Here is a 21582-nt window from a genome sequence, read left to right as displayed (position 1 = left end):
GCCATGACACCACGAATGATTGGCGTGAATGAGCGGGGCTTGCGGGTGGGCCAAGACCATCAAGGGGCGAAATTGACGGATCACGACGTCGAGCTGATGCGGCAGATGCGAGAAGAGGGCAGCACGTATGCCGCGCTGGCGACGATGTTCGAAGTGAGCAGGTCGACCGCGTTTGGTATCTGCGCCTTCGAAAAGCGCAACCAGGCACCGAGTCGGTTTAAGCGCGAAAGCGCCAGGGTTTAAGCGCGAAAGCGCCAGGGTTTAAGGGGAAGGAAAATGGAAGACACGAAACCGATTCAGGCGCGCGTCGCAAAAATGGCCGCGGAGATTGAATCTAAGCTGCTCGACGGCGATATCGAAGACGCCCTAAGCTGCCCTCGCTTCACGCTGACTCTTGCGATCAAGGGTATCGACGGCTTCGTATTGGCAAATGACCCGACCGGCGTCGCGCTGCTCGGCGATCTGCAAATGCGGTTGAATGGCTGGCTTGCGCGCATTGACCGGTGCTTGCCGAAGATGGCGCGCGAGATGTCGCTGCGTGAGGCAACGCCGGCACTGGTCGAGATTCTGCGTGAAGTGCCGACAGCGCTCGAAGATCTCAAGCGCCTATCGAAGTATGCGTCGCCGATGGCGATGTGGAGTTAGCCGCGTGTTGTTCGGTACCGTATGACTTGTCCGGTAACACCGGACAAGTACTTGAAAACAAAGAGAAAATTTCTTGACGCGCCGTAAGATCGCGTCTATTCTAAACATGTCGACGAAACAACGGCGACCGGGTTTGACAGCCTGAATGCATGTGGCGGATATCCGCCGATGGCGGTATTTTTTCGTCTGTAACTTTCGCGCCTTCAATGGGCGGCGGTGGTGAGGGGGCTTCGGCCCGCCGGGTTCCATATGCCCCGGTCTGTCAACCTTGGCATGCGCCGCCCACCCGTTTGACAGCGGGCCGCGCTAATCGCATGTGGAGATCACCATGACCGAAACACTTCTCGCCGCAGTCGACAACTTCCCAATCGGACACATTCCGGAAACCGTACCGGTAAGCGCACACGAACTCGCTGCGGCTTTCCACGCTCTTGATAATCTTCAAGCTTTCTATGCCGCTTTGACCGCTGTGCCGACTGATGATTGCGCAACAAGAAAGATGATCGACGAGCGGATCGTCGCCGGGCATCACGAACTGTGCGGCGTGCTTGAGCGGATGACGGGCGTACTTTGAGCGTGGCCGTAGATCCCCGCCTGATGTCCGCCGCCGATCTCATCGCCGTCACCGACAAGAAGCGATACACCGCGCAGTTAGCGTGGTTCAAGCGGACATTCGGCGTTGAGCCCGCGCGCTCGGACAAGGGGCGCCCGGTAATCACGTGGGCCACCTTCGAGGCATTGCAGGCGAAGCGCATGGGCGTGGCGCCAGTTGGCGGATTAGCGGACGAAGGGAAAGTCGACCTGTGTTTCGATTGATAGATTCCGTATGGATTCCGTACGCAACGAAAAAGGGCTTAGACGATTTTGTCTAAGCCCTTGATTTTACACACTATGTTTGGTGGGTGGTACAGGGATTGAACCTGTGACCCCTGCCGTGTGAAGGCAGTGCTCTACCGCTGAGCTAACCACCCGAAGAGCTTTGGATTATGTCAGAGCTTCCCGATTTCGTAAAGCGAATCTTTGAGCACTTCAATAATCGCGTTGTCGGGATCAGGAACCCGCCGCTACCTCAACCGCAATCACCGTCTCGATCCGCCATACGCTGGTTCCCTTGACCGCCTTATCGAGATCATCGAGAACAGCGAGATGCGCGCTCAGTTCTTCCTCCGATGCCGCCAGCACCGGCAACTGCAGATCATCGAGCGCAATACGTGGCGCGTGGCCTTCGCCCGTCGCCGGCATCTCGCCGAGCATATCGATCACCAGGCTTTCCTGGCCGCGCGTCATCGCGAGATAAACCTCCGCGAGCAACTCGGAGTCGAGCAGGGCGCCATGCAACGTCCGATGCGCGTTGCTGATGCCAAACCGGTCGCACAACGCATCAAGTGAATTGCGCTTGCCGGGGAACATCTGCTTCGCCTGCACGAGCGTATCGATCACGCCGCCGCACACTTCCTTCACGCCAGGCATGCCGACCAGGCCGAACTCCACGTCCATGAAACCGACGTCGAACGGCGCGTTGTGAATGATCAGCTCAGCACCCGCCACGAAGTCGCGCAACTCGGCGGCGATATCGGCAAACTTGGGTTTATCGCTGAGAAATTCCGTCGTCAGGCCGTGCACCGCGAGCGCGCCCGGATCGCTGTCGCGTCCTGGATTCACGTAGAAGTGCAGGTTATTGCCGGTGAGCCGTCGATTCACAAGCTCGACGCAGCCGATTTCAATAATGCGGTCGCCCGTGCGGGCGTTGAGGCCGGTAGTTTCGGTATCGAGTACGAGTTGGCGCATAGAGATAAGAATTAACCTTCGGCGAGTGAAGTGACGCCGCGATTCGCGAGCGCGTCGGCGCGTTCGTTTTCCGGATGACCTGAATGGCCTTTCACCCAGCGCCATTCAATCTGGTGTTGAACCACCAGCGCATCCAGCCGCTTCCAGAGATCCGCATTCTTGACGGGCGTTTTCGCCGCCGTCATCCAGTTCTTCTTTTTCCAGCCGTGGATCCATTCGCTGATGCCCTTCTGGACATATTGCGAGTCGGTATGAATGACAACGCGACACGGCCGCTTGAGCGCCTCGAGCGCCGAAATGACGCCCATCAGTTCCATGCGGTTGTTGGTCGTCGGCGTTTCACCGCCGAACAGTTCCTTTTCCTGATCGCCGAAACGCAGCAGCGCACCCCAGCCACCAGGGCCGGGATTGCCCTTGCAGGCGCCGTCGGTATAAATGTCAATTACTTTGTCTGTGGTGTCTAAGGTCATCAATGCTCGTTGCGTGTATGCGGCGTGGCGACCGGCGCGAGGCCCGGTGCGAGGGCAGGTTTTTTCAACTTGCGCGGCCCGATCAGGCGCATGCCGCGCACGCGCTTGATGGCCGTGATCATGTAGGCGGCGCCGAAAATGGGCCACCAGCGGTCGCCGGCGGCTTCCATGAACTGGTAGCGCGCCAGCCACTGCTCGGTCAGGAGAGGCGGACGATAGCAGCCGAAGCGTCCGCGTTCAAGGTCGAATCCGAGCAGCTTGATCCAGTCCTTGATCCGCGTGAACGCGATCATTTCGTGTGCGGACGGGACAAACGGCTTGCCGGCAACCTTGCCGAGCGATTGCCGCGCACCCCACAGGCTCAGGGAATTAAAGCCCAGGATGATCAACTGCCCTTCAGGCATCAGCACACGCTCGGCTTCTCTGAGCAACCGATGCGGGTCGCTCGTGAATTCCAGCGTATGCGGCATGACCAGCAGATCGACGCTCTGCGCCTCGAATGGCAAATCGAGCAGGTCGCACCACACGGCGCTGCGTCCTTCCGGCGCGTGCAGGCCGCGGCTCGCCGACGGCAGCGACGTCACGCCCGGCCGCGCCTCGGCCGAAACCGGCGGGGGCAACGTGAAAGGCGCGCTGGCGGCGCTGGCGGTATCGAGTACGAGGCCTCGATACGGCATGCGATTCTCGCGCAACGCGTCGAGCCCGGGCAGCCCGAGTTGCAGCGCGTGATAGCCGAAAATATCCGACACCACGCGGTCGAGCTGTGCCTGCTCCCACTCAAGCACATAGCGGCCGGGCGCGGATAGTGTCCAGGCGGGCCAGTCTATAATTGTTCGCTCTGACATGTTCGGGTGAGTCGCCTTATGAAAACGCTTGAGTACGTGCCGGTTCCGGCGTTCGAAGACAACTACATCTGGCTGGTGTCGGATGGTCACAATGCCGTCGTGGTCGATCCTGGCGACGCCGCGCCCGTCGAAGCCTATTTGACGAAACGCGGTTGGCGGCTAACCGCTATTTTACTCACGCACCACCATCACGACCACGTCGGCGGCGTCGCAAAACTGCTCGTTAGCCGATCGGCCGATGGAGAAATCCCGGTGATCGGCCCGGCTGGCGAGGCTATCGAGCATCTGACGCGGCGCGTGAAGCAGGGCGATCACGTCAGTATCGCGAGTCCGGCGGTGGAATGCTCGGTTATCGACGTACCCGGACATACTGCCGGACACATCGCGTACTTCCAGCCGGGCGACCCGCAAGGCACGCCGCATCTCTTTTGCGGCGACACCTTGTTTGCGAGCGGTTGCGGCCGTCTGTTCGAAGGCACGCCGCAACAAATGCTGAATTCACTCGACGCGCTCGCCGCACTCCCCGACGCCACGCTGGTTCACTGCGCCCACGAATATACGCTCTCGAATATCCGTTTCGCCCGCGCGGCCGAGCCGGACAACGCGGCGCTCGCGCAATGGCAGAAGGACGCGCAGAGCCTGCGCGAGCGCAACCAGCCGACCATTCCGACCACGCTCCTGCACGAACGAAACGTGAATCCGTTCCTGCGTGCCGGAGAAAAAAGCATACAAGCGACGCTTGCCGCCCAGTTCGAGCGCCCGGTGCGGGACCGGCTCGACGCCTTCACACTGATGCGCGGCTGGAAAGACAAATTTCGCTAACCCGTACCGGCCTGCGGTTATCTTCATCTGAAACGTTGAAAACCATTGCAGGCCCCGGATTTTGCAGTGTTTTTTGCATTTATATTGACGTGATGAGTGCGGTTCCGTACTATCGGGTCCAATTTTCCAAGCACATTTTTTGGAATCCGAGACGTTCATGCGATTGATTTTAAGCGCGCTACTCGTCCTGACATTGGCTGCTTGTGCCAGCCAGGGACCGACAGCGACCAACTCCCTTTCTTCACTCTCTTCCGCTCAGAATCAGCAAGCCGTAGCAGACGCCATCCGCAAGAACGCCGCCGCCAAGGAAACGATCGACGTCGACAAGACGTCGCTCGATTCACTTAGCGGACCCGACGGCGATTTGTGGGGCCGTATCCGCCGTGGTTTCCAGATTCCCGATTTGCAAAGCGACCTGGTCGACATGCAGGTCAACTGGTACGCGCAACGCCCGGATTACGTCGAACGCATGACGGGCCGCTCGCAAAAATACCTGTATCACATCGTCGAGGAACTCGAGCAGCGGCACATGCCGACCGAGCTCGCGTTGCTGCCGTTTATCGAATCGGCTTATAACCCGCAGGCGTTATCGGTCGCGAAGGCCGCGGGCATGTGGCAGTTCGTGCCCGGCACAGGCCGCGATTACAACCTGAAGCAGAACATGTTTCAGGATGAGCGGCGCGACGTGCTGGCGTCGACCAGCGCGGCGCTCGACTATCTTTCTCGCCTCCACGACATGTTCGGCGACTGGGATCTGGCGCTCGCCGCGTACAACTGGGGCGAGGGCAATGTGCAGAAGGCCATCGCTAAAAACGAGGCGATGGGCTTGCCGACGGACTATCAAAGCCTGCGGATGCCGAACGAGACGCGCAATTACGTGCCGAAGCTGCAGGCGGTGAAGAACATCGTCACTAATCCGCAAATGTATGGGCTGACGCTTCCGGACATTCCAAATCACCCCTATTTCGTGACGGTCACCACGTCGCGCGACATGGACGTGACGATGGCCGCCAAGCTAGCCGGCATGACGGTGGAGGAGTTCCGCTCGCTGAATCCATCGTTTGCGAAACCGGTGATTCTTGGCGCAACGAGTCCCCAGATTTTGCTGCCCTTCGATAACGCCAGCGCCTTCCAGAAGAACCTGAAGTCGTATTCGGGCCAGTTGTCGTCGTGGACGACTTATACGGTGAGTGAACGGGCAACGCCCGCAGTCATCGCGCAGAAAATTGGCGTGGACGCGGACACGCTGATGTCGGTGAACCGCATTCCGGCGGGCATGCGGTTGAAAGCGGGCTCGACCATCGTGGTGCCGCGCAGCGATGACGACGACGAAGACATCAGCGCCGACGTCGCCGAAAGCGCCATGCTGGCCGTTGAACCTGACGTTCCCGATACCCGCAAGATGTTGATCCGCGTTCGCCGTGCACAATCCATGTCGACTTTCGCCGATCGCTACAACGTGTCGATCTCGCAGGTTAAAAGCTGGAACCGTACTCGCCGCGACTCGGTCATGCCCGGTCAGTTGATCGTGCTGCACGTGCCGGTTGGACGTGCTGTCCCGGCTGAACCCGGTCCGGTGCGCGTGGAAACGGTGGCTGCGTCGAGCCGGAACAGGGGCGGTGTGACACGGATCGGCACGCACGTGCCGGAATCGAAGAGCACGGCGCGTGGCGGCAAAACCGGCGCTCCCGTCAGGGCGACGCGCGTGACTGAACAATTCAGCGCACCGTCCAAAGCGGTCAAATCGGCGGCGGTAAGGCCTGCGGCAGTATCCAAAACCACGAAATCAACCAAGTCGACAGATAAAAAGAAGAAACAATAAACCTGTCTGCATGGTCAAGAATCCACGCCGTCACCAAGGTGACGGCGTTTTCAATTGCGCGTGCGCGTTAAACTGCCGCTTCATATAAAAATCCCTGCTCTGTGCACATGACGTCTTCCGCTGGGCTTCGCGTCTTTTTTCTGTTTTCCGCCGGATATTTCGTCTCGTACGTGTTCCGCGGGGTGAATCTCGGCTTTGCGCCCTACATTACGCACGACCTGGGTTTGTCGGGGGCAGATCTTGGGTTGCTCACGTCGCTGTATTTTCTTGGTTTTGCAGCGGCGCAAATTCCCGTGGGCATGTTGCTCGATCGCTTCGGCCCGCGCCGCGTCACCGCGGGCATGCTGTTGTTCGCGGCACTTGGCATCGGCGTGTTCGGTATGGCGCATGGCATCGGCGCCATGATGCTGGGGCGGTTGCTGATCGGCGTGGGCGTGTCCGTCTGCATGAGCGCAGCGTTCAAGGCGCTCGCGCAAATCCTGCCCGTGGCACAACTTCCGATGGTCAACGGCCTCGTGATGGCGGTGGGTGGCCTCGGCGGCGTGGTGGTCGGTTCGCCGCTCGCCCTCCTGCTCGGCGTGACCGACTGGCGCAACGTCTGCTACGGTCTTGTGGTCATGACCCTCGCGGTCGCGGCGGCAATCTTTCTGTTCGCGCCGGAGCATCGCGACGGCGTGCATCGAAAAGCCGACATGCTCACGCAGTTCAAGGGCACGTGGCACATTCTGGGCAGCGGCGCGTTCTGGAAGATCGCGTCGTTTTCAGTCGTCACGCAAGGTGTTTTCTACGCCATGCAGTCGCTATGGATAAGACCTTATCTCCTCGATGTCATGGGCCTGAGCGCTCAATACGCCGCGGTGCTGGTATCAGTACTTGGTATTGCGATGATGATCGGCTGCGTGGGTTTCGGCGTGGCGGCGCGCAGTTTGCAAAAGCGCGGGGTCACCGTGTACGCCTTCTGCGGCTTTGGCATGGCGCTGTTCGTGCTCGTCCAGGTGTTGATGCTCGTGCGCGCACCCATTGCGCCGGCGTTGCTGATTGCATGTTATGGCGTGTTCGGCGGAACCGGCATCCTGAGTTACGCGGTGATGGCCGAGTATTTCCCGACACACATGATCGGCCGCGCGCACAGCACGCTCACGCTCGTGCTGTTCATCCTGATCTTCGGCTTGCAGGTGGGCATAGGCGCAATGCTGTCGCGCTGGCCGGTTCAAAGCGGCCATTACCCAGCCGCGGCACATTTGAGCGTGTGGGGCGTGCTGATTGCTCTGCAGATCGCCAGCGCCATCTGGTATGTCCTGCCGAGCAGTGTTCTCGAAAAGCGTAGCGGCGTGGCGTCATGATCGCCGCATGCCCGCTGGACAAGGCCCGCAGCGTATAACCTGGAACGCGTCTTGCGTGGGATGCGTCTCAAATTTGGCGGGAAGGGCGTTTTCCGGCTATAATTCGAAGGTTTGAGCAAATCAACCTACACCCCTAGCGCCTACCTCCCACTCACCGTTCATCCGCCGCGCCTTGCAACACGCGCGCATCCCGCCAAACGCCTGATTCGCGCCTCCCGTCATTGGAGCCCGATCAGGGAAACCGGCGGGTCTTGCGCCCGACGCAATCGAACGCGATGCGGGTCTGCGCGCGCCACTTCACGGCCGCGCGCGACCCCACGGTCGGATGACAGGTCGGCAAACAGGGTGTTCCAAAGGAGCTTCCCGTGTTGCCGTCATTCTCTCCCGCAATCCTCGCACTCGCCGACGGCACGGTTTTTCGTGGTCATTCGATCGGCGCGTCCGGTCACACGATCGGCGAAGTGGTGTTCAACACCGCGATCACCGGTTATCAGGAAATCCTGACGGACCCGAGCTACGCCCAGCAAATCGTCACCCTGACGTATCCGCACATCGGCAATGTCGGTGTGAACGCTGAAGACGTCGAATCCACCAAAGTCCATGCCGCCGGCCTGATCATTCGAGATCTGCCGGTGCTCGCCTCGAATTTCCGCTCTGAACAATCCCTTGCCGACTATCTGAAAGCGGAAAACGTCGTCGCTATTTCGAACATCGATACTCGCAAACTCACGCGTATCCTGCGTGACAAGGGTGCGCAGAACGGCTGCATTCTCGCTGGCGGGGGGGCCGACGCTGAGGCGAAAGCTCTGCAACTCGCGCGTTCGTTCCCGGGTTTGTCGGGGATGGATCTCGCGAAGGTCGTTTCCACCAAAGAAAAGTACGAATGGACGCAGTCCGAATGGCGTCTGGAAAGCGGCTACGGCGAGCAGAAGGCGCCGCAGTACCGCGTGGTCGCATTCGACTACGGCGTGAAGTACAACATCCTGCGCATGCTGGCCGAGCGCGGTTGCCACGTCACCGTGCTGCCGGCTGAGTCCACCGCCGCCGACGCCCTCGCGCTGAACCCCGACGGTATCTTCCTCTCGAACGGCCCCGGCGACCCGGAACCGTGCGACTACGCAATCCGCGCGACGCGCGAATTCATCGAACGCGGCATTCCTACGTTTGGTATTTGCCTCGGTCACCAGATCATGGGCCTGGCCGTAGGAGCCAAGACCATGAAGATGAAAACGGGCCATCACGGCGCGAATCATCCGGTGAAGGATCTTGAGAACGGCCGCGTGGTGATCACGTCGCAGAATCACGGTTTCGCCGTCGATGCCGCCACGCTGCCGGCCAACGCAAAGGTCACGCATACGTCGTTGTTCGATGGCACGCTGCAAGGTTTTTCGCTCACCGATAAACCCGCGTTCTGCTTCCAGGGCCATCCGGAAGCGTCGCCGGGACCGAACGATATTGCGTACTTGTTCGATCGCTTTGTCGGGCTGATGGCAGCGCAAAAAGTCGCGGCGTAAAAAGGGATATGAAGTAGAGAAGTAGATATCTACGCGCTAAAAAATAAGTAACGACTGACTTATCGGCTAGCGCCAAAGAACACAGCACCACAATCATTGAGAGCAGTTATGCCGAAGCGGACAGACATCAAGAGCATCCTCATCATCGGCGCGGGACCGATCATCATCGGTCAGGCGTGCGAGTTCGATTATTCGGGCGCGCAGGCTTGCAAGGCGCTGCGCGAGGAAGGCTACAAGGTCATTCTCGTCAACAGCAATCCCGCGACGATCATGACCGACCCGAACACGGCCGACGTCACGTACATCGAGCCGATCACGTGGGAAGTCGTTGAGCGAATCATCGATAAAGAACGCCCCGACGCCATTCTCCCGACCATGGGCGGACAAACCGCGCTGAACTGCGCGCTGGATTTGTTCCATCATGGCGTGCTGGAAAAGTACAAGGTCGAGTTGATCGGCGCGTCGCCGGAAGCTATCGATAAAGCCGAGGACCGCCAGAAGTTCAAGGAAGCGATGACGAAAATCGGCCTCGGTTCGGCCAAGTCGGGCATCGCGCATTCCATGGAAGAAGCGCTTCAGGTGCAGGCGGAAATCGCCGCGCTGACCGGCAGCGGCGGTTATCCGACGGTGATTCGTCCGTCGTTCACGCTGGGCGGATCGGGCGGCGGGATTGCGTACAACAAGGAAGAATTTGAAGAAATTTGCCGTCGCGGACTGGATTTGTCGCCGACGCGTGAGTTGCTGATCGAAGAGTCGCTGCTGGGCTGGAAAGAGTTCGAGATGGAAGTGGTTCGGGATACCAAGGACAACTGCATTATCGTGTGCTCGATCGAAAACCTGGACCCGATGGGCGTGCATACCGGCGACTCCATCACGGTCGCGCCGGCCCAGACGCTCACCGACAAGGAATACCAGATCCTGCGTAACGCATCGCTCGCCGTGCTGCGCGAGATTGGCGTGGATACGGGCGGCTCGAACGTGCAGTTCGCGATCAACCCGAAAGACGGTCGTATGGTCGTCATCGAGATGAATCCGCGTGTGTCGCGTTCGTCGGCGCTGGCATCGAAGGCGACGGGTTTCCCGATCGCCAAGGTTGCGGCGAAGCTGGCCGTGGGCTATACGCTCGATGAGCTGAAGAACGAGATCACTGGTGGTCAGACGCCGGCATCGTTCGAGCCGACCATCGACTATGTCGTCACGAAGATTCCGCGTTTTGCGTTCGAGAAATTCCGCGAAGCCGATGCGCGCCTGACGACGCAGATGAAGTCGGTCGGCGAAGTGATGGCCATTGGCCGCACGTTCCAGGAATCGTTCCAGAAGGCGCTGCGCGGACTGGAAGTGGGCGTCGATGGACTCGATGAAAAGACCACCAGCCGCGACGAAGTGATTCGCGAAATTGGCGAGCCGGGTCCGGACCGAATCTGGTTCCTGGGCGACGCGTTCCGTCTTGGCCTGAGCGCCGAAGAAATCTTTGAAGAAACGGCTATCGACCCGTGGTTCCTCGCGCAGATCGAACAGATCGTCTCGAAGGAAAAGGCGCTGAGCGGCCGCACGATCGAGAGCCTGACCAAAGACGAAATGCTGTACTTGAAGCAGAGCGGTTTCTCGGATCGGCGCCTCGCGAAGTTGCTCGGCTCCGATCAAACGGCTGTGCGCAAACATCGGCACGCATTGAAGGTGCGTCCGGTCTATAAACGCGTGGACACATGCGCGGCTGAGTTCGCAACGAAGACCGCCTACATGTACTCGACCTACGAGGAAGAGTGCGAAGCGAATCCGACCGATAAAAAGAAGATCATGGTGCTCGGTGGCGGCCCGAACCGGATCGGGCAGGGCATCGAGTTCGACTATTGCTGCGTGCACGCAGCGCTCGCGATGCGCGAAGACGGCTATGAAACGATCATGGTCAACTGCAATCCCGAAACCGTTTCCACCGACTACGACACGTCCGACCGTCTGTACTTCGAATCGCTGACGCTGGAAGACGTGCTTGAAATTGTCGATCTGGAAAAGCCGGTTGGCGTGATCGTGCAGTACGGTGGCCAGACGCCGTTGAAGCTTGCGCTGGATCTCGAAGCGAACGGCGTGCCGATCATCGGAACGTCGCCGGACATGATCGATGCCGCTGAAGACCGCGAGCGTTTCCAGAAGCTGCTGCAAGACCTGAACCTGCGTCAACCGCCGAACCGCACGGCACGCGCCGAAGACGAAGCGCTGCGCCTGGCCGAAGAAATCGGTTATCCGCTGGTCGTGCGTCCGTCGTACGTGCTCGGTGGCCGCGCAATGGAAATTGTCCACGAACCGCGCGACCTCGAACGCTACATGCGCGAAGCGGTCAAGGTTTCGCACGATTCGCCGGTGCTGCTCGACCGCTTCCTGAACGACGCAATTGAATGCGACGTGGACTGTATTTCAGATGGCGAGGCGGTGTTTATCGGCGGCGTGATGGAGCACATCGAACAGGCGGGCGTCCATTCGGGCGACTCCGCATGTTCGTTGCCGCCGTACTCGCTGTCGCAGGAAACCATCGACGAACTCAAGCGCCAGACCGGCGCGATGGCGCGCGCGCTGAACGTGATCGGCCTGATGAACGTGCAGTTCGCGATCCAGCAAGCGGTGCAGGAAGACGGCTCGAAGCAGGACGTGATCTATGTACTCGAAGTGAATCCGCGTGCTTCGCGGACGGTGCCGTATGTATCGAAGGCGACCGGTTTGCCTTTGGCGAAGATTGCTGCCCGGGCGATGGTCGGTCAGAAGCTCGTCGATCAGGGCGTCACGAAGGAAGTGATTCCGCCGTATTTCAGCGTCAAGGAAGCGGTGTTTCCGTTCGTGAAATTCCCGGCTGTCGATCCCGTGCTCGGACCGGAAATGCGCTCGACGGGCGAAGTCATGGGCGTAGGCCGCACGTTCGGCGAAGCGCTGTTCAAGTCGCAACTTGCGGCCGGCTCGCGCTTGCCGGAAAGCGGCACAGTTCTCCTGACCGTGATGGACGCGGACAAGCAGAAGGCCGTGGAGGTCGCGACCATGCTGCATGAGCTTGGCTACCCGATCGTGGCGACCAAGGGCACGGCATCGGCCATCCAGGCTGCGGGCGTGCCGGTGAAGGTGGTCAACAAGGTGAAGGACGGCCGGCCGCACATCGTGGACATGATCAAGAACGGCGAAATTGCGCTGGTCTTCACCACCGTCGACGAAACCCGTGCCGCTATTGCCGATTCCCGCTCGATCCGGATGAGCGCGCAAGCCAACAAGGTCACGTATTACACGACCATGTCGGGCGCCCGCGCGGCGGTCGAAGGGCTGCGATATCTGAAGGACCTGGAAGTCTATGATTTACAAGGACTCCATGCTCGCCTAAACTAAGGCTTCTGATTCGAGTCTCAGCAGTATCAGCAGTCTCCAAGTGAAGTCTAAGTTTCAAGGGCCGCGGTTAAGCGGCGTCTCCCTTTTTTACCGGGAGATGCACTTAACCGCGGTAATTTTTTTACGTCTGCATTTTTGCGTAATGAGTTGTTTATGAGCACAGTTCCTTTGACTAAACGCGGCGCAGCGTTGCTGCGCGACGAATTGCAACGCCTCAAATCCGTGGAGCGTCCGGCTGTCGTGAATTCGATCGCCGAAGCCCGCGCGCAGGGCGATCTGTCGGAAAATTCCGAATACGACGCGGCCAAGGAGAAGCAGGGCTTTATCGAAGGCCGTATCGCGGAGATCGAGTCCAAGCTGGCCGGGGCGCAAGTCATTGACCCGACTACCGTGGAAGCCGACGGCCGCGTGATCTTCGGTGCGACGGTCGAGCTGGAAGAGACGGCCACGGGACATACGGTGACCTACCAGATCGTTGGCGACGACGAAGCGGATATCGACCATGGGCTGGTCTCCATCAGCTCGCCCATCGCGCGTGCGCTGATCGGCAAGACGGAAGGCGACGTGGCGTCGGTGCAAGCGCCGAGCGGCGCGCGCGAGTACGAAATTATCGCGGTCAAGTACGTCTGATGGCTCATCGATTCTTTCGGATCATCGCCATGATCTGGGTCGGCAGCGCGCTGACGCTCGGATTCGTGGCGGCACCGGTGCTGTTCAGCATGCTTGACCGGACATCGGCGGGATCGGTTGCGGCGCAACTGTTTCGCATCGAGGGATTCCTCGGCGTGATCTGCGCGCTGCTGCTGCTGGTATTGGCTAACCGCCTCGTTCGAACAGGTTTCGCCGAATACAAGCGGACCCGCTGGGTCATCGCGGGCATGCTGTTGTGTGTGCTGATCGGCTATTTCGCGCTGCAGCCGTTCATGAATGCGCTGCGGGTGGCGGCTCAGGAAGGCGGGATGGAACTCGCGCAATCGCCGTATGCAAGCCGCTTTGGCATGCTGCACGGGGTGTCGAGCGCGTTCTACCTTTTGGAGAGCGTGCTGGGACTGGTGCTGTTCTGGCGTCTGCCGCCCGGAAAGTTTCCGGCGCAAACAGTCGTTCCGAAGGGAAAGACCGCCAGCGTCGCGGCACGTCGGGCACGCGGTTAAAAAAGCCGGCCATGCCCGAGGGTATCGGGTGTGGCCGGCTTTCTGCTTTCCCGATCAGCGCGGAAAGGCTTATTTCGACGATTGATGGTGACGCTTGGCGCTGGGCAGACGCTTCTTTGCGCGTTTGACGTTGCCGCCAGCCGTCACACGTTCGTTGCCGCGAACCAACAGCTTTTGCTTCTTCGGTTTGCGGACGACAGGTGCGTCACGCGTGATCTTGACGACCTTGACCACGCGCGGTGCACGTCCCTTCGAGGAGGTCTCGGCAGCGGCTTCGCCGGCGCTCGGAGGCGCTATGCGATTGGCGCCGCGGACACCGGCAGCGCGCGAAGGCTTGGCGGCAGCTTCGTCGCTTTCCGGCCGCCATACCACGAGCAACTTGCCGATTTGCTGGATTGGCGCGGCGTTCAGCCTGTCGCAGATTTCAGCGTAGGCTGCGACGCGGGCATCGCGGTCGTCACCGAACACGCGGATCTTGATGAGCTGGTGTGCAGCAAGGTGCACCTCGATCTCGGCCAGCACGGCCTCGGTCAGCCCTTCGCCGCCAACGAGTACAACGGGCTTGAGCGCGTGAGCCAGGGAGCGCAGGTCGGCGCGTTGGGCGGGAGAAAGTTTAAGAGCTGGCATGAGAAGTAACGGACTCGACTAAAATGAGAGGCGCCGTAGCGTAAAAGCGGCTAAACGGTCGCAATTTGCAAAACAAAGACGGGCAGGGCGGGACGCCTTGCTCAAGAAAATGACGGACGGCGCGAGGCGGTACGGCGAGCAACGGACTTGATTTTAACGAAACTTTAATCGCCGGAGCTCGGACGCCGCTCCTTGCCAGATAAGCCCGAAGCACATTATCAGCCGCGGGCCTCCGGCAAACGTCGCTGGCAAACACAGGGCGCAACGGCGCCGGAATCGGCTGTCCACATCGACGAAGGCTGCCTCATAAATGAGCAGCAGCCCGAATTAGACGCGTATTATCCGCTAAAAGCACAGCTTCACGCAGCAAGAGTTCATTCTTAATGGCAAAAAACCGCTTCAATTACTCGTGGCTGCACGACCACATCAACGACCCGTACGTGAAACTCGCGCAGCGCGAGGGCTATCGGGCGCGCGCGGCATACAAGCTGAAGGAGATCGACGAGCAGGATAAGTTGATCAAACCGGGCCAGATCATTGTCGACCTCGGCTCGACCCCGGGGAGCTGGAGCCAGTACGCGCGCAACCAGTTGGCTAAAGGCTCCAAGCGCGGTGAAACGCGCGAAGGCGGGATTGATGGCAAGATCATCGCGCTCGACCTGCTGCCCATGGAGCCGATTGCCGACGTGATTTTCATTCAAGGTGATTTCCGCGAAGACTCGGTACTGGACCAATTGAAGGAAATCGTCGGAGACCATCAGGTTGATCTTGTAATTTCCGACATGGCCCCCAACCTCTCAGGGGTTGCCAGCGCGGATGCAGCGCGAATGGAACATTTGTGCGATCTGGCGCTGGACTTCTCGCAGAACCATCTGAAGCCGGAAGGCGCTTTATTGGTCAAATGTTTTCATGGCAGCGGCTATAGTCAAATAGTGGAGAAGTTCAAGCATCAATTCAAAATCGTCGCGCCGCGCAAGCCGAAGGCGTCGCGCGATAAATCGTCCGAAACGTTTATTTTGGGCAGGCAACTCAAGCGTCGGGATTGAGAGTTGCAGGTGGAAACGCCGCCGGGGACCGGGTGTCCCGTAGGCGTTTTGCCGGATATGTCCAAACATCGGGTCCCGGCCGCTATCTTTGCGCTAGTTAAAGGCTATAGCAGGGGTTTGCGGTCTGGATTAGAATGCTTTGGTGGTGCCGCAAGGCGAATGTAGGCGCCCGTCTATGAGTGAAGGAGTGGTGCTTTGAACAACAATATGTTCTCTAAGGCAGCGGTGTGGCTGGTTATCGCACTGGTGCTGTTCACGGTGTTCAAGCAGTTCGACAAGCCCCGCGTCCAGGAAGGCGTTTCGTATTCGCAATTCATGGACGACGCGAAGACCGGTAAGGTCAAGACTGTTACCGTTCAGGGCCGTAATCTCACCGTTACTCCCGCAGACGGTCAGAAATATCAAATCGTGTCGCCTGGCGATATCTGGATGGTCGGCGACTTGATGAAGTACGGCGTTCAGGTCAGCGGCAAGGCCGACGACGAACCGAACGCGCTCGTTTCCGCGCTGTATTACCTCGGACCGACGATCCTGATCATCGGTTTCTGGTTCTTCATGATGCGGCAGATGCAGGGCGGCGGGAAAGGCGGAGCGTTTTCGTTCGGCAAGTCGCGAGCGCGGCTGATCGACGAGAACAACAACGCGATCAATTTTACCGATGTCGCAGGCTGTGACGAAGCGAAGGAGGAGGTCTCAGAGCTAGTCGACTTTCTGCGAGATCCGCAGAAATTCCAGAAGCTGGGTGGACGTATTCCTCGCGGCGTGCTGCTGGTCGGGCCTCCGGGTACGGGTAAGACGCTGCTGGCGCGCGCCATTGCCGGCGAAGCGAAAGTACCGTTCTTCAGCATCTCGGGTTCGGACTTCGTTGAAATGTTCGTGGGTGTGGGTGCGGCTCGGGTGCGCGACATGTTCGAGCAGGCTAAGAAGCACGCGCCGTGTATTGTGTTTATCGACGAAATCGATGCTGTGGGCCGTCATCGCGGCGCCGGCATGGGCGGCGGTAACGACGAACGCGAACAGACGCTGAATCAGATGCTCGTGGAAATGGACGGCTTCGAGGCGAATTCCGGCGTAATCGTGATCGCCGCGACCAACCGCTCCGACGTACTGGACAAAGCGCTGCTGCGTCCGGGCCGTTTTGACCGTCAGGTGTACGTTGGCCTGCCGGATATCCGCGGTCGCGAACACATCATGAAGGTCCACCTGCGCAAGGTGCCCATTTCGAACGACGTCGACGCTTCGGTGATTGCACGTGGTACGCCGGGTTTTTCCGGTGCTGATTTGGCGAACCTTGTGAACGAGGCGGCGCTGTTCGCGGCCCGTCGCGGCAAGCGGATCGTCGAAATGGCGGACTTCGAAGATGCGAAAGACAAGATCTTCATGGGTCCGGAACGCAAGTCGGCCGTGATGCGTGAAGAAGAGCGTCGCAATACGGCTTATCACGAGTCAGGTCACGCGGTAGTGGCCAAGTTGCTGCCTCATGCAGATCCGGTTCACAAGGTCTCCATCATGCCGCGTGGCTGGGCGCTGGGCATCACGTGGCAGTTGCCGGAGCATGATCGCGTGAATCTGTATCGCGACAAAATGCTCGAGGAAATCGCTATCCTGTTCGGCGGCCGTGCAGCGGAGGAAGTGTTCCTGAACTCCATGTCAACGGGTGCTTCGAACGACTTCGAGCGTGCGACAAAGATGGCACGTGACATGGTGACGCGTTACGGTATGTCGGATGTGCTCGGCACGATGGTGTATGTCGATACCGAGCAGGACGGCATGTTTGGCAAGATGGCGTCAAAAACGGTATCCGAAGCCACGCAGCAAAAGGTCGATGCTGAAATTCGCCGGATTCTCGACGATCAATATGGCCTCGCCCGCAAGCTGCTGGAAGACAACCGCGACAAGGTCGAAGCCATGACGAAGGCGTTGCTGGAGTGGGAAACCATCGACGCAGAGCAGATCAGCGACATCATGGGCGGTCGTCCGCCGCGTCCGCCGAAGAATCTGCCGCCGCCGTCGAGTGATCCGTCGTCGGGTGGTGGAAACGCTGGCGCGGAAGTCAAACCGGGTAACGCCACGGCTCCTGCTTCAGCCTGACGCGATCCTGAGGCAATACAGAAGGGGCTGGTGTGTTTTCACACCAGCCCTTTTCCGTTGGGGCTCGTTTTTTGAGACCGCACGGACAGATCACCGGTTCGGCTGGCGATCGCTTGAGTTCCGCCGCTTAAGCTCCGCGATATGCACTTCCTTCGAGTGGCGAACCGACGGGTTCTTCAAATCGACAAACGCAGCATCATTCATCATCGTCTGGCTGGACCACTATGCTGTCTTCATCTCCCCCGAACGGGCTTCACACAGTTGCTCAACCGCTTCAATGCGGCCGGTTCACCCTGACCTTCGAGCGCCCGCTGATCATGGGCATCCTCAATGTCACCCCGGATTCTTTTTCCGATGGCGGTCGTTTCGTCGCGCGTGAAGCGGCGCTCGCGCAGGCTGAAGCAATGATTCGCGACGGTGCAGACATTATCGATATTGGCGGCGAGTCGACCCGCCCGGGCGCGCCGCCCGTGCCGCTCGACGAAGAGCTTGAGCGCGTGATCCCGGTAATCGAAGCATTGAGGGCGGCGGGCGTGCCGCTTTCCATCGATAGTTACAAACCCGCGGTCATGCGCGCTGCGCTGAACGCCGGTGCGGATATGGTCAACGACATCTGGGGTTTTCGCCGCGAAGGCGCGCTCGACGCGGTCAGGGACAGCGCGTGCGGCCTCTGCGTGATGCACATGCTCGGCGAGCCCCAAACCATGCAACTGCATGAGCCCGTGTATCTCGACGTGGTGGAGGCGGTGCGCGAATTCTTCGGGGAGCGCGTGGGAACGCTGACTGACGCCGGGCTGGCGGTAGAACGTATCTGCCTCGATCCCGGATTTGGCTTCGGTAAATCCGTGACGGGTCATAATTACGACTTGTTGGCGCGTTTAGCCGACACACGTCCTTCGACGCTGCGCGTGCCCTTGCTGGCTGGAATGTCCCGCAAGTCGATGCTCGGCGCGGTGACCGGCCGGACGCGACCGGCCGACCGGGTGCCGGCGAGCGTAGCGGCGTCAGTGTGCGCGGTGGAGCGCGGTGCATCGATAGTGCGCGTGCATGACGTCGCGGCGACTTCCGACGCATTGAAGGTATGGCAAGCGGTGCGTAATGCTGGCAACTGCACACAATGAGCGTGTCTGAGGGTTTAGACTTTGCAAACGCATTACGGTTATTGAACACATATAGGGCGCTTTAATACTGCGCGCAGGGATACAAGCAACAATGGCACGTCGATATTTTGGAACAGATGGTATTCGCGGCAAGGTTGGTGAGGTTCCAATCACGCCCGATTTCGTGTTGCGGCTGGGTTATGCAGCAGGGAAAGTACTGGCAGGAGCGGACCGCTGGGCGCAGCGCGGCGGCCGCCCGACGGTACTGATCGGCAAGGACACCCGGGTATCGGGATACATGCTGGAAGCGGCGCTGGAGTCGGGTTTTTCGGCGGCGGGCGTTGACGTCATGCTGGCCGGGCCAATACCTACACCGGGCGTCGCCTACCTGACGCGTGCGCTGCGCCTGGCTGCGGGTGTGGTGATCAGCGCGTCGCATAACCCGTACTACGACAACGGCATCAAGTTTTTCTCCGCCGATGGCAACAAGCTTCCCGATGAGGTCGAGTTGCAAATCGAGGCGCAACTGGACGAACCGATGTCCTGCGCGCCGTCAGAATTGCTGGGCAAGGCCCGCCGGCTGGACGATGCGCGCGGCCGCTACATCGAATTTTGCAAGAGCACGTTCCCGGCCAGTTTCGATCTGCACGGCCTGAAGCTAGTGGTGGACTGCGCGCATGGCGCCGCGTACGACGTGGCGCCCCAGGTGTTCCACGAGCTGGGCGCGGAAGTGGTGAGCATCGGGGTATCGCCGAATGGCTTCAATATCAATGACGGCGTGGGCGCCACGGCTCCCGACGCGCTGGTCAAGGCGGTGAAAGAGCATCAGGCGCACATCGGGATTGCGCTCGACGGCGATGCTGATCGTCTCCAGGTCGTCGATGCCTCCGGCCGGCTCTACAACGGTGACGAGCTGCTTTACGTGCTTGTGAAGGACCGGATTGCGACAGATGGAAAGATCGATGGCGCGGTCGGCACATTGATGACGAACATGGCGGTGGAAGTGGCGTTGAAGCAGGCGGGCGTGCAGTTCGTGCGCGCGGCTGTCGGTGACCGATATGTCCTCGAGAAGCTTCGCGAGAACAACTGGATGCTAGGCGCGGAAGGCTCCGGCCATATTCTGTCGCTCGACCGCCATTCGACGGGCGATGGCATTGTCTCCGCGCTGCTCGTGCTGGCGGCGATAAAGCGCAGCGGCAAGGCGCTTGCCGACCTGCTCGAGGGCGTCACGCTGTTTCCGCAGAAGCTGATCAATGTGCGAATGAGCCCGGACGCCGACTGGAAGAGCAGCGACGCTATCAGGCAATCGATTGCGCAGGCTGAGCGTGCGCTGGAGTCGCATGGCCGGGTGCTGATTCGCGCGTCGGGAACGGAGCCGGTGCTGCGCGTGATGGTGGAGGCGGCATCGGAGGCGGACGCAGTCGCGCACGCCGAAAGTATTGCGAAGGTCGTGAAGGAAGTGACGACCTGAACGTAGCGAAAGCTTCGGTACAAAAAACGCCACGGTTTGCGCCGTGGCGTTTTTGCATGAGAGCCACTGCCGCCGTCAATTCCAGGTATCGAACATTTAAAAGAACGATCACCCCCTAAAAATTCAATCACCTGGGTCGCGATGTTACACCGCGTAGTCCGGCCGAGAAAATAAATGAAAGAAAACTCTTGGAGTTCGGCCAACTGCGGTCGTGTCAAGCCTCGGCCGGCAAACCATCGCAGTATAAACTTTCGTTACCGTAAGCACTTTGTCACGTTTCCTTCATCAATCGTCATCGGACTGTCACATTGAAACCCTATCCTTCGCGGTGTCGAGCCACTTGCTCACAACCCTGGAGATCACATGAAATTGATGCACACCGCGCTCGCAGGCATCGTCGGCGCAATGTTCGCGATGTCGGCACAAGCAGCCGACATCACCGGCGCGGGCAGTACCTTCGCTGCACCGATTTACACGAAATGGGCTGATACGTACCAGAAGTCGGGCGGCGGCAAGGTCAACTACCAAGGCATCGGTTCCTCGGGCGGTATCAAGCAAATCATCGCAAAGACGGTGGATTTCGCTGGCTCGGACGCGCCGCTGAAAGATGACGAACTGGCAAAGCAGGGGCTTTTCCAGTTTCCGACGGTAGTGGGCGGCGTAGTACCGACCATCAACGTGCCGGGCATCAAAGCAGGCGAGATGACGCTGTCGGGTGAAGTTCTCGGCGACATCTACCTCGGCAAGATCAAGAAATGGAACGATCCGGCTATCGTCGCGCTGAATCCGAAGCTGAAGCTGCCGGATGACGACATCGCTGTCGTGCGCCGCGCCGACGGTTCGGGCACGAGCTTCATCTGGACGAACTATCTGTCCAAGGTGAACGCCGAGTGGAAAGCCAAGGTGGGTGAAGGTTCGACGGTCAACTGGCCGACGGGCACGGGCGGCAAGGGCAACGACGGCGTCGCCGCGTTCGTTCAGCGTCTGCCGGGTGCTATCGGTTACGTGGAATGGGCGTACGCTAAGCAAAACAAGATGACGTACGTCGGCCTGAAGAATTCGTCGGGCGCAGTGGTCGAGCCGAAAACGGAAACGTTCAAGGCAGCGGCAGCGGGTGCGGACTGGTCGAAGTCGTTCTACCAGATCCTGACGGACGAGCCGGGCAAGGACGCATGGCCGATCGTGGGCGCAACCTTCGTGCTGTTGCACACGACGCAGGACAAGGAAGCGCAAGGCGCCGAAACGCTGAAGTTCTTCGGCTGGGCGTTCAAGAACGGCACGCAAGCAGCAAACGATCTCGACTACATCTCGTTGCCTGATTCGGTGATCGCCGAAATCGAAACGCAGTGGAAATCGAAGGTCAAGGACGCGTCGGGCAAGGCAGTCGCGCAGTAAGCCGCTTTTTTGAGCGGTAAGCAACAAGCATCCGGCTTCTTGGTCCGTATTGCCGCGCGGCATCCGCCGCGCGGCCCTTCCGAAGGTTC

At 59.7% G+C, this 21582-nt stretch carries 20 protein-coding genes and 1 tRNA gene; 16 read left to right on the top strand and 5 right to left on the bottom strand.

Annotated elements, in window-relative coordinates:
- Window positions 1-3: 3 nt before the first annotated feature.
- The 4 genes from ACSQ36_RS13175 to ACSQ36_RS13160 all read left to right on the top strand — a co-directional run bounded on the left by ACSQ36_RS13175 (window position 4) and on the right by ACSQ36_RS13160 (window position 1461).
- Complete coding sequence (locus ACSQ36_RS13175; protein ID WP_436182198.1) at window positions 4-243, top strand: helix-turn-helix domain-containing protein; 240 nt, start codon at window positions 4-6, stop codon at window positions 241-243.
- Between the two features lie 33 nt (window positions 244-276).
- Window positions 277-645 carry a hypothetical protein gene (locus tag ACSQ36_RS13170; protein ID WP_436182197.1) on the top strand — a complete coding sequence of 123 codons (369 nt, stop codon included), beginning with the start codon at window positions 277-279 and terminating at the stop codon, window positions 643-645.
- A gap of 328 nt (window positions 646-973) precedes the next feature.
- Window positions 974-1219, top strand: coding sequence for a hypothetical protein (locus ACSQ36_RS13165; RefSeq protein WP_436182196.1), 246 nt, complete (start codon window positions 974-976; stop codon window positions 1217-1219).
- 2 nt (window positions 1220-1221) lie between these two features.
- Window positions 1222-1461 (top strand): DUF4224 domain-containing protein, encoded by a 240-nt coding sequence (locus ACSQ36_RS13160; RefSeq protein WP_436182195.1) that lies wholly within the window; start codon window positions 1222-1224, stop codon window positions 1459-1461.
- An 80-nt stretch (window positions 1462-1541) separates the two neighbouring features.
- Here the strand turns inward: ACSQ36_RS13160 and ACSQ36_RS13155 are convergent.
- The 4 genes from ACSQ36_RS13155 to ACSQ36_RS13140 form a co-directional block, all read right to left on the bottom strand.
- A tRNA-Val gene (locus tag ACSQ36_RS13155) sits at window positions 1542-1616 on the bottom strand.
- Window positions 1617-1695: 79 nt separating this feature from the next.
- Window positions 1696-2433 (bottom strand): DNA polymerase III subunit epsilon, encoded by a 738-nt coding sequence (gene dnaQ, locus ACSQ36_RS13150; RefSeq protein ID WP_436182194.1) that lies wholly within the window; start codon window positions 2431-2433, stop codon window positions 1696-1698.
- Between the two features lie 11 nt (window positions 2434-2444).
- Window positions 2445-2903: a ribonuclease HI gene (gene rnhA, locus ACSQ36_RS13145; protein ID WP_089159174.1), complete on the bottom strand. Its 459-nt coding sequence runs from the start codon at window positions 2901-2903 to the stop codon at window positions 2445-2447.
- Complete coding sequence (locus ACSQ36_RS13140; protein ID WP_213767755.1) at window positions 2903-3748, bottom strand: class I SAM-dependent methyltransferase; 846 nt, start codon at window positions 3746-3748, stop codon at window positions 2903-2905. The genes rnhA and ACSQ36_RS13140 overlap by 1 nt, the downstream gene beginning before the upstream one ends.
- Window positions 3749-3766: 18 nt before the next feature.
- Between ACSQ36_RS13140 and gloB the strand changes: the two genes are divergently transcribed.
- The 7 genes from gloB (at window position 3767) to ACSQ36_RS13105 (ending at window position 13763) form a co-directional block, all read left to right on the top strand.
- Window positions 3767-4570 carry a hydroxyacylglutathione hydrolase gene (gene gloB, locus ACSQ36_RS13135; RefSeq protein WP_436182193.1) on the top strand — a complete coding sequence of 268 codons (804 nt, stop codon included), beginning with the start codon at window positions 3767-3769 and terminating at the stop codon, window positions 4568-4570.
- 157 nt (window positions 4571-4727) lie between these two features.
- On the top strand, window positions 4728-6392 hold the full coding sequence (locus ACSQ36_RS13130; RefSeq protein ID WP_436182192.1) for a transglycosylase SLT domain-containing protein: 1665 nt from the start codon (window positions 4728-4730) through the stop codon (window positions 6390-6392).
- A gap of 107 nt (window positions 6393-6499) precedes the next feature.
- Entirely contained in the window at window positions 6500-7735 is a 1236-nt protein-coding gene (locus tag ACSQ36_RS13125; RefSeq protein WP_436182191.1) for an MFS transporter, read from the top strand.
- Between the two features lie 365 nt (window positions 7736-8100).
- Window positions 8101-9249: a glutamine-hydrolyzing carbamoyl-phosphate synthase small subunit gene (gene carA / locus ACSQ36_RS13120; protein WP_436182190.1), complete on the top strand. Its 1149-nt coding sequence runs from the start codon at window positions 8101-8103 to the stop codon at window positions 9247-9249.
- A gap of 108 nt (window positions 9250-9357) precedes the next feature.
- The gene (gene carB, locus ACSQ36_RS13115; protein ID WP_213767750.1) at window positions 9358-12612 is read left to right on the top strand and encodes a carbamoyl-phosphate synthase large subunit; all 3255 of its coding nucleotides are present in this window, start codon (window positions 9358-9360) and stop codon (window positions 12610-12612) included.
- A gap of 153 nt (window positions 12613-12765) precedes the next feature.
- The gene (gene greA, locus ACSQ36_RS13110; protein WP_436182189.1) at window positions 12766-13242 is read left to right on the top strand and encodes a transcription elongation factor GreA; all 477 of its coding nucleotides are present in this window, start codon (window positions 12766-12768) and stop codon (window positions 13240-13242) included.
- A complete protein-coding gene (locus tag ACSQ36_RS13105; protein WP_436182188.1) occupies window positions 13242-13763 on the top strand; it encodes a DUF4149 domain-containing protein in 522 nt (173 codons plus the stop codon). Before greA ends, ACSQ36_RS13105 begins: the two co-directional genes overlap by 1 nt.
- Window positions 13764-13832: 69 nt before the next feature.
- On the opposite strand, the gene ACSQ36_RS13100 is transcribed toward ACSQ36_RS13105, so the two are convergent.
- Window positions 13833-14390: a YhbY family RNA-binding protein gene (locus ACSQ36_RS13100; protein ID WP_436182187.1), complete on the bottom strand. Its 558-nt coding sequence runs from the start codon at window positions 14388-14390 to the stop codon at window positions 13833-13835.
- A gap of 383 nt (window positions 14391-14773) precedes the next feature.
- Here ACSQ36_RS13100 and ACSQ36_RS13095 point away from each other — a divergent pair, with 383 nt between their 5' ends.
- From ACSQ36_RS13095 to pstS, 5 genes are all read left to right on the top strand, one after another.
- The gene (locus tag ACSQ36_RS13095; RefSeq protein ID WP_089159164.1) at window positions 14774-15436 is read left to right on the top strand and encodes an RlmE family RNA methyltransferase; all 663 of its coding nucleotides are present in this window, start codon (window positions 14774-14776) and stop codon (window positions 15434-15436) included.
- A gap of 195 nt (window positions 15437-15631) precedes the next feature.
- A complete protein-coding gene (ftsH, locus tag ACSQ36_RS13090; RefSeq protein WP_031363393.1) occupies window positions 15632-17527 on the top strand; it encodes an ATP-dependent zinc metalloprotease FtsH in 1896 nt (631 codons plus the stop codon).
- 224 nt (window positions 17528-17751) lie between these two features.
- Window positions 17752-18648, top strand: a complete 897-nt coding sequence (folP, locus tag ACSQ36_RS13085) for a dihydropteroate synthase (RefSeq protein WP_436182186.1) — start codon at window positions 17752-17754, stop codon at window positions 18646-18648.
- Window positions 18649-18739: 91 nt separating this feature from the next.
- Complete coding sequence (gene glmM / locus ACSQ36_RS13080) at window positions 18740-20098, top strand: phosphoglucosamine mutase (RefSeq protein ID WP_436182185.1); 1359 nt, start codon at window positions 18740-18742, stop codon at window positions 20096-20098.
- A 363-nt stretch (window positions 20099-20461) separates the two neighbouring features.
- The gene (pstS, locus tag ACSQ36_RS13075) at window positions 20462-21493 is read left to right on the top strand and encodes a phosphate ABC transporter substrate-binding protein PstS (RefSeq protein ID WP_436182184.1); all 1032 of its coding nucleotides are present in this window, start codon (window positions 20462-20464) and stop codon (window positions 21491-21493) included.
- The last annotated feature ends 89 nt before the right edge of the window (window positions 21494-21582 follow it).

This window comes from Caballeronia sp. LjRoot34 (assembly GCF_964253815.1).
Taxonomy (GTDB): domain Bacteria; phylum Pseudomonadota; class Gammaproteobacteria; order Burkholderiales; family Burkholderiaceae; genus Caballeronia.
The sequence above is the reverse complement of the archived record's forward strand: the minus strand, read 5'-3'. Positions and strand labels throughout refer to the sequence as shown.

Excerpts from the sequence above, each read along its gene's own strand:
- ACSQ36_RS13100 (WP_436182187.1), bottom strand. The coding sequence starts at position 14,390 with ATGCCAGCTCTTAAACTTTCTCCCGCCCAACGCGCCGACCTGCGCTCC.
- greA (WP_436182189.1), top strand. The coding sequence starts at position 12,766 with ATGAGCACAGTTCCTTTGACTAAACGCGGCGCAGCGTTGCTGCGCGAC.
- ACSQ36_RS13125 (WP_436182191.1), top strand. The coding sequence starts at position 6,500 with ATGACGTCTTCCGCTGGGCTTCGCGTCTTTTTTCTGTTTTCCGCCGGA.
- ACSQ36_RS13130 (WP_436182192.1), top strand. The coding sequence starts at position 4,728 with ATGCGATTGATTTTAAGCGCGCTACTCGTCCTGACATTGGCTGCTTGT.
- dnaQ (WP_436182194.1), bottom strand. The coding sequence starts at position 2,433 with ATGCGCCAACTCGTACTCGATACCGAAACTACCGGCCTCAACGCCCGC.
- gloB (WP_436182193.1), top strand. The coding sequence starts at position 3,767 with ATGAAAACGCTTGAGTACGTGCCGGTTCCGGCGTTCGAAGACAACTAC.
- ACSQ36_RS13170 (WP_436182197.1), top strand. The coding sequence starts at position 277 with ATGGAAGACACGAAACCGATTCAGGCGCGCGTCGCAAAAATGGCCGCG.
- folP (WP_436182186.1), top strand. The coding sequence starts at position 17,752 with ATGCTGTCTTCATCTCCCCCGAACGGGCTTCACACAGTTGCTCAACCG.
- ACSQ36_RS13175 (WP_436182198.1), top strand. The coding sequence starts at position 4 with ATGACACCACGAATGATTGGCGTGAATGAGCGGGGCTTGCGGGTGGGC.
- carB (WP_213767750.1), top strand. The coding sequence starts at position 9,358 with ATGCCGAAGCGGACAGACATCAAGAGCATCCTCATCATCGGCGCGGGA.
- ACSQ36_RS13105 (WP_436182188.1), top strand. The coding sequence starts at position 13,242 with ATGGCTCATCGATTCTTTCGGATCATCGCCATGATCTGGGTCGGCAGC.
- pstS (WP_436182184.1), top strand. The coding sequence starts at position 20,462 with ATGAAATTGATGCACACCGCGCTCGCAGGCATCGTCGGCGCAATGTTC.
- ACSQ36_RS13165 (WP_436182196.1), top strand. The coding sequence starts at position 974 with ATGACCGAAACACTTCTCGCCGCAGTCGACAACTTCCCAATCGGACAC.
- ACSQ36_RS13095 (WP_089159164.1), top strand. The coding sequence starts at position 14,774 with ATGGCAAAAAACCGCTTCAATTACTCGTGGCTGCACGACCACATCAAC.
- glmM (WP_436182185.1), top strand. The coding sequence starts at position 18,740 with ATGGCACGTCGATATTTTGGAACAGATGGTATTCGCGGCAAGGTTGGT.
- ACSQ36_RS13140 (WP_213767755.1), bottom strand. The coding sequence starts at position 3,748 with ATGTCAGAGCGAACAATTATAGACTGGCCCGCCTGGACACTATCCGCG.
- rnhA (WP_089159174.1), bottom strand. The coding sequence starts at position 2,903 with ATGACCTTAGACACCACAGACAAAGTAATTGACATTTATACCGACGGC.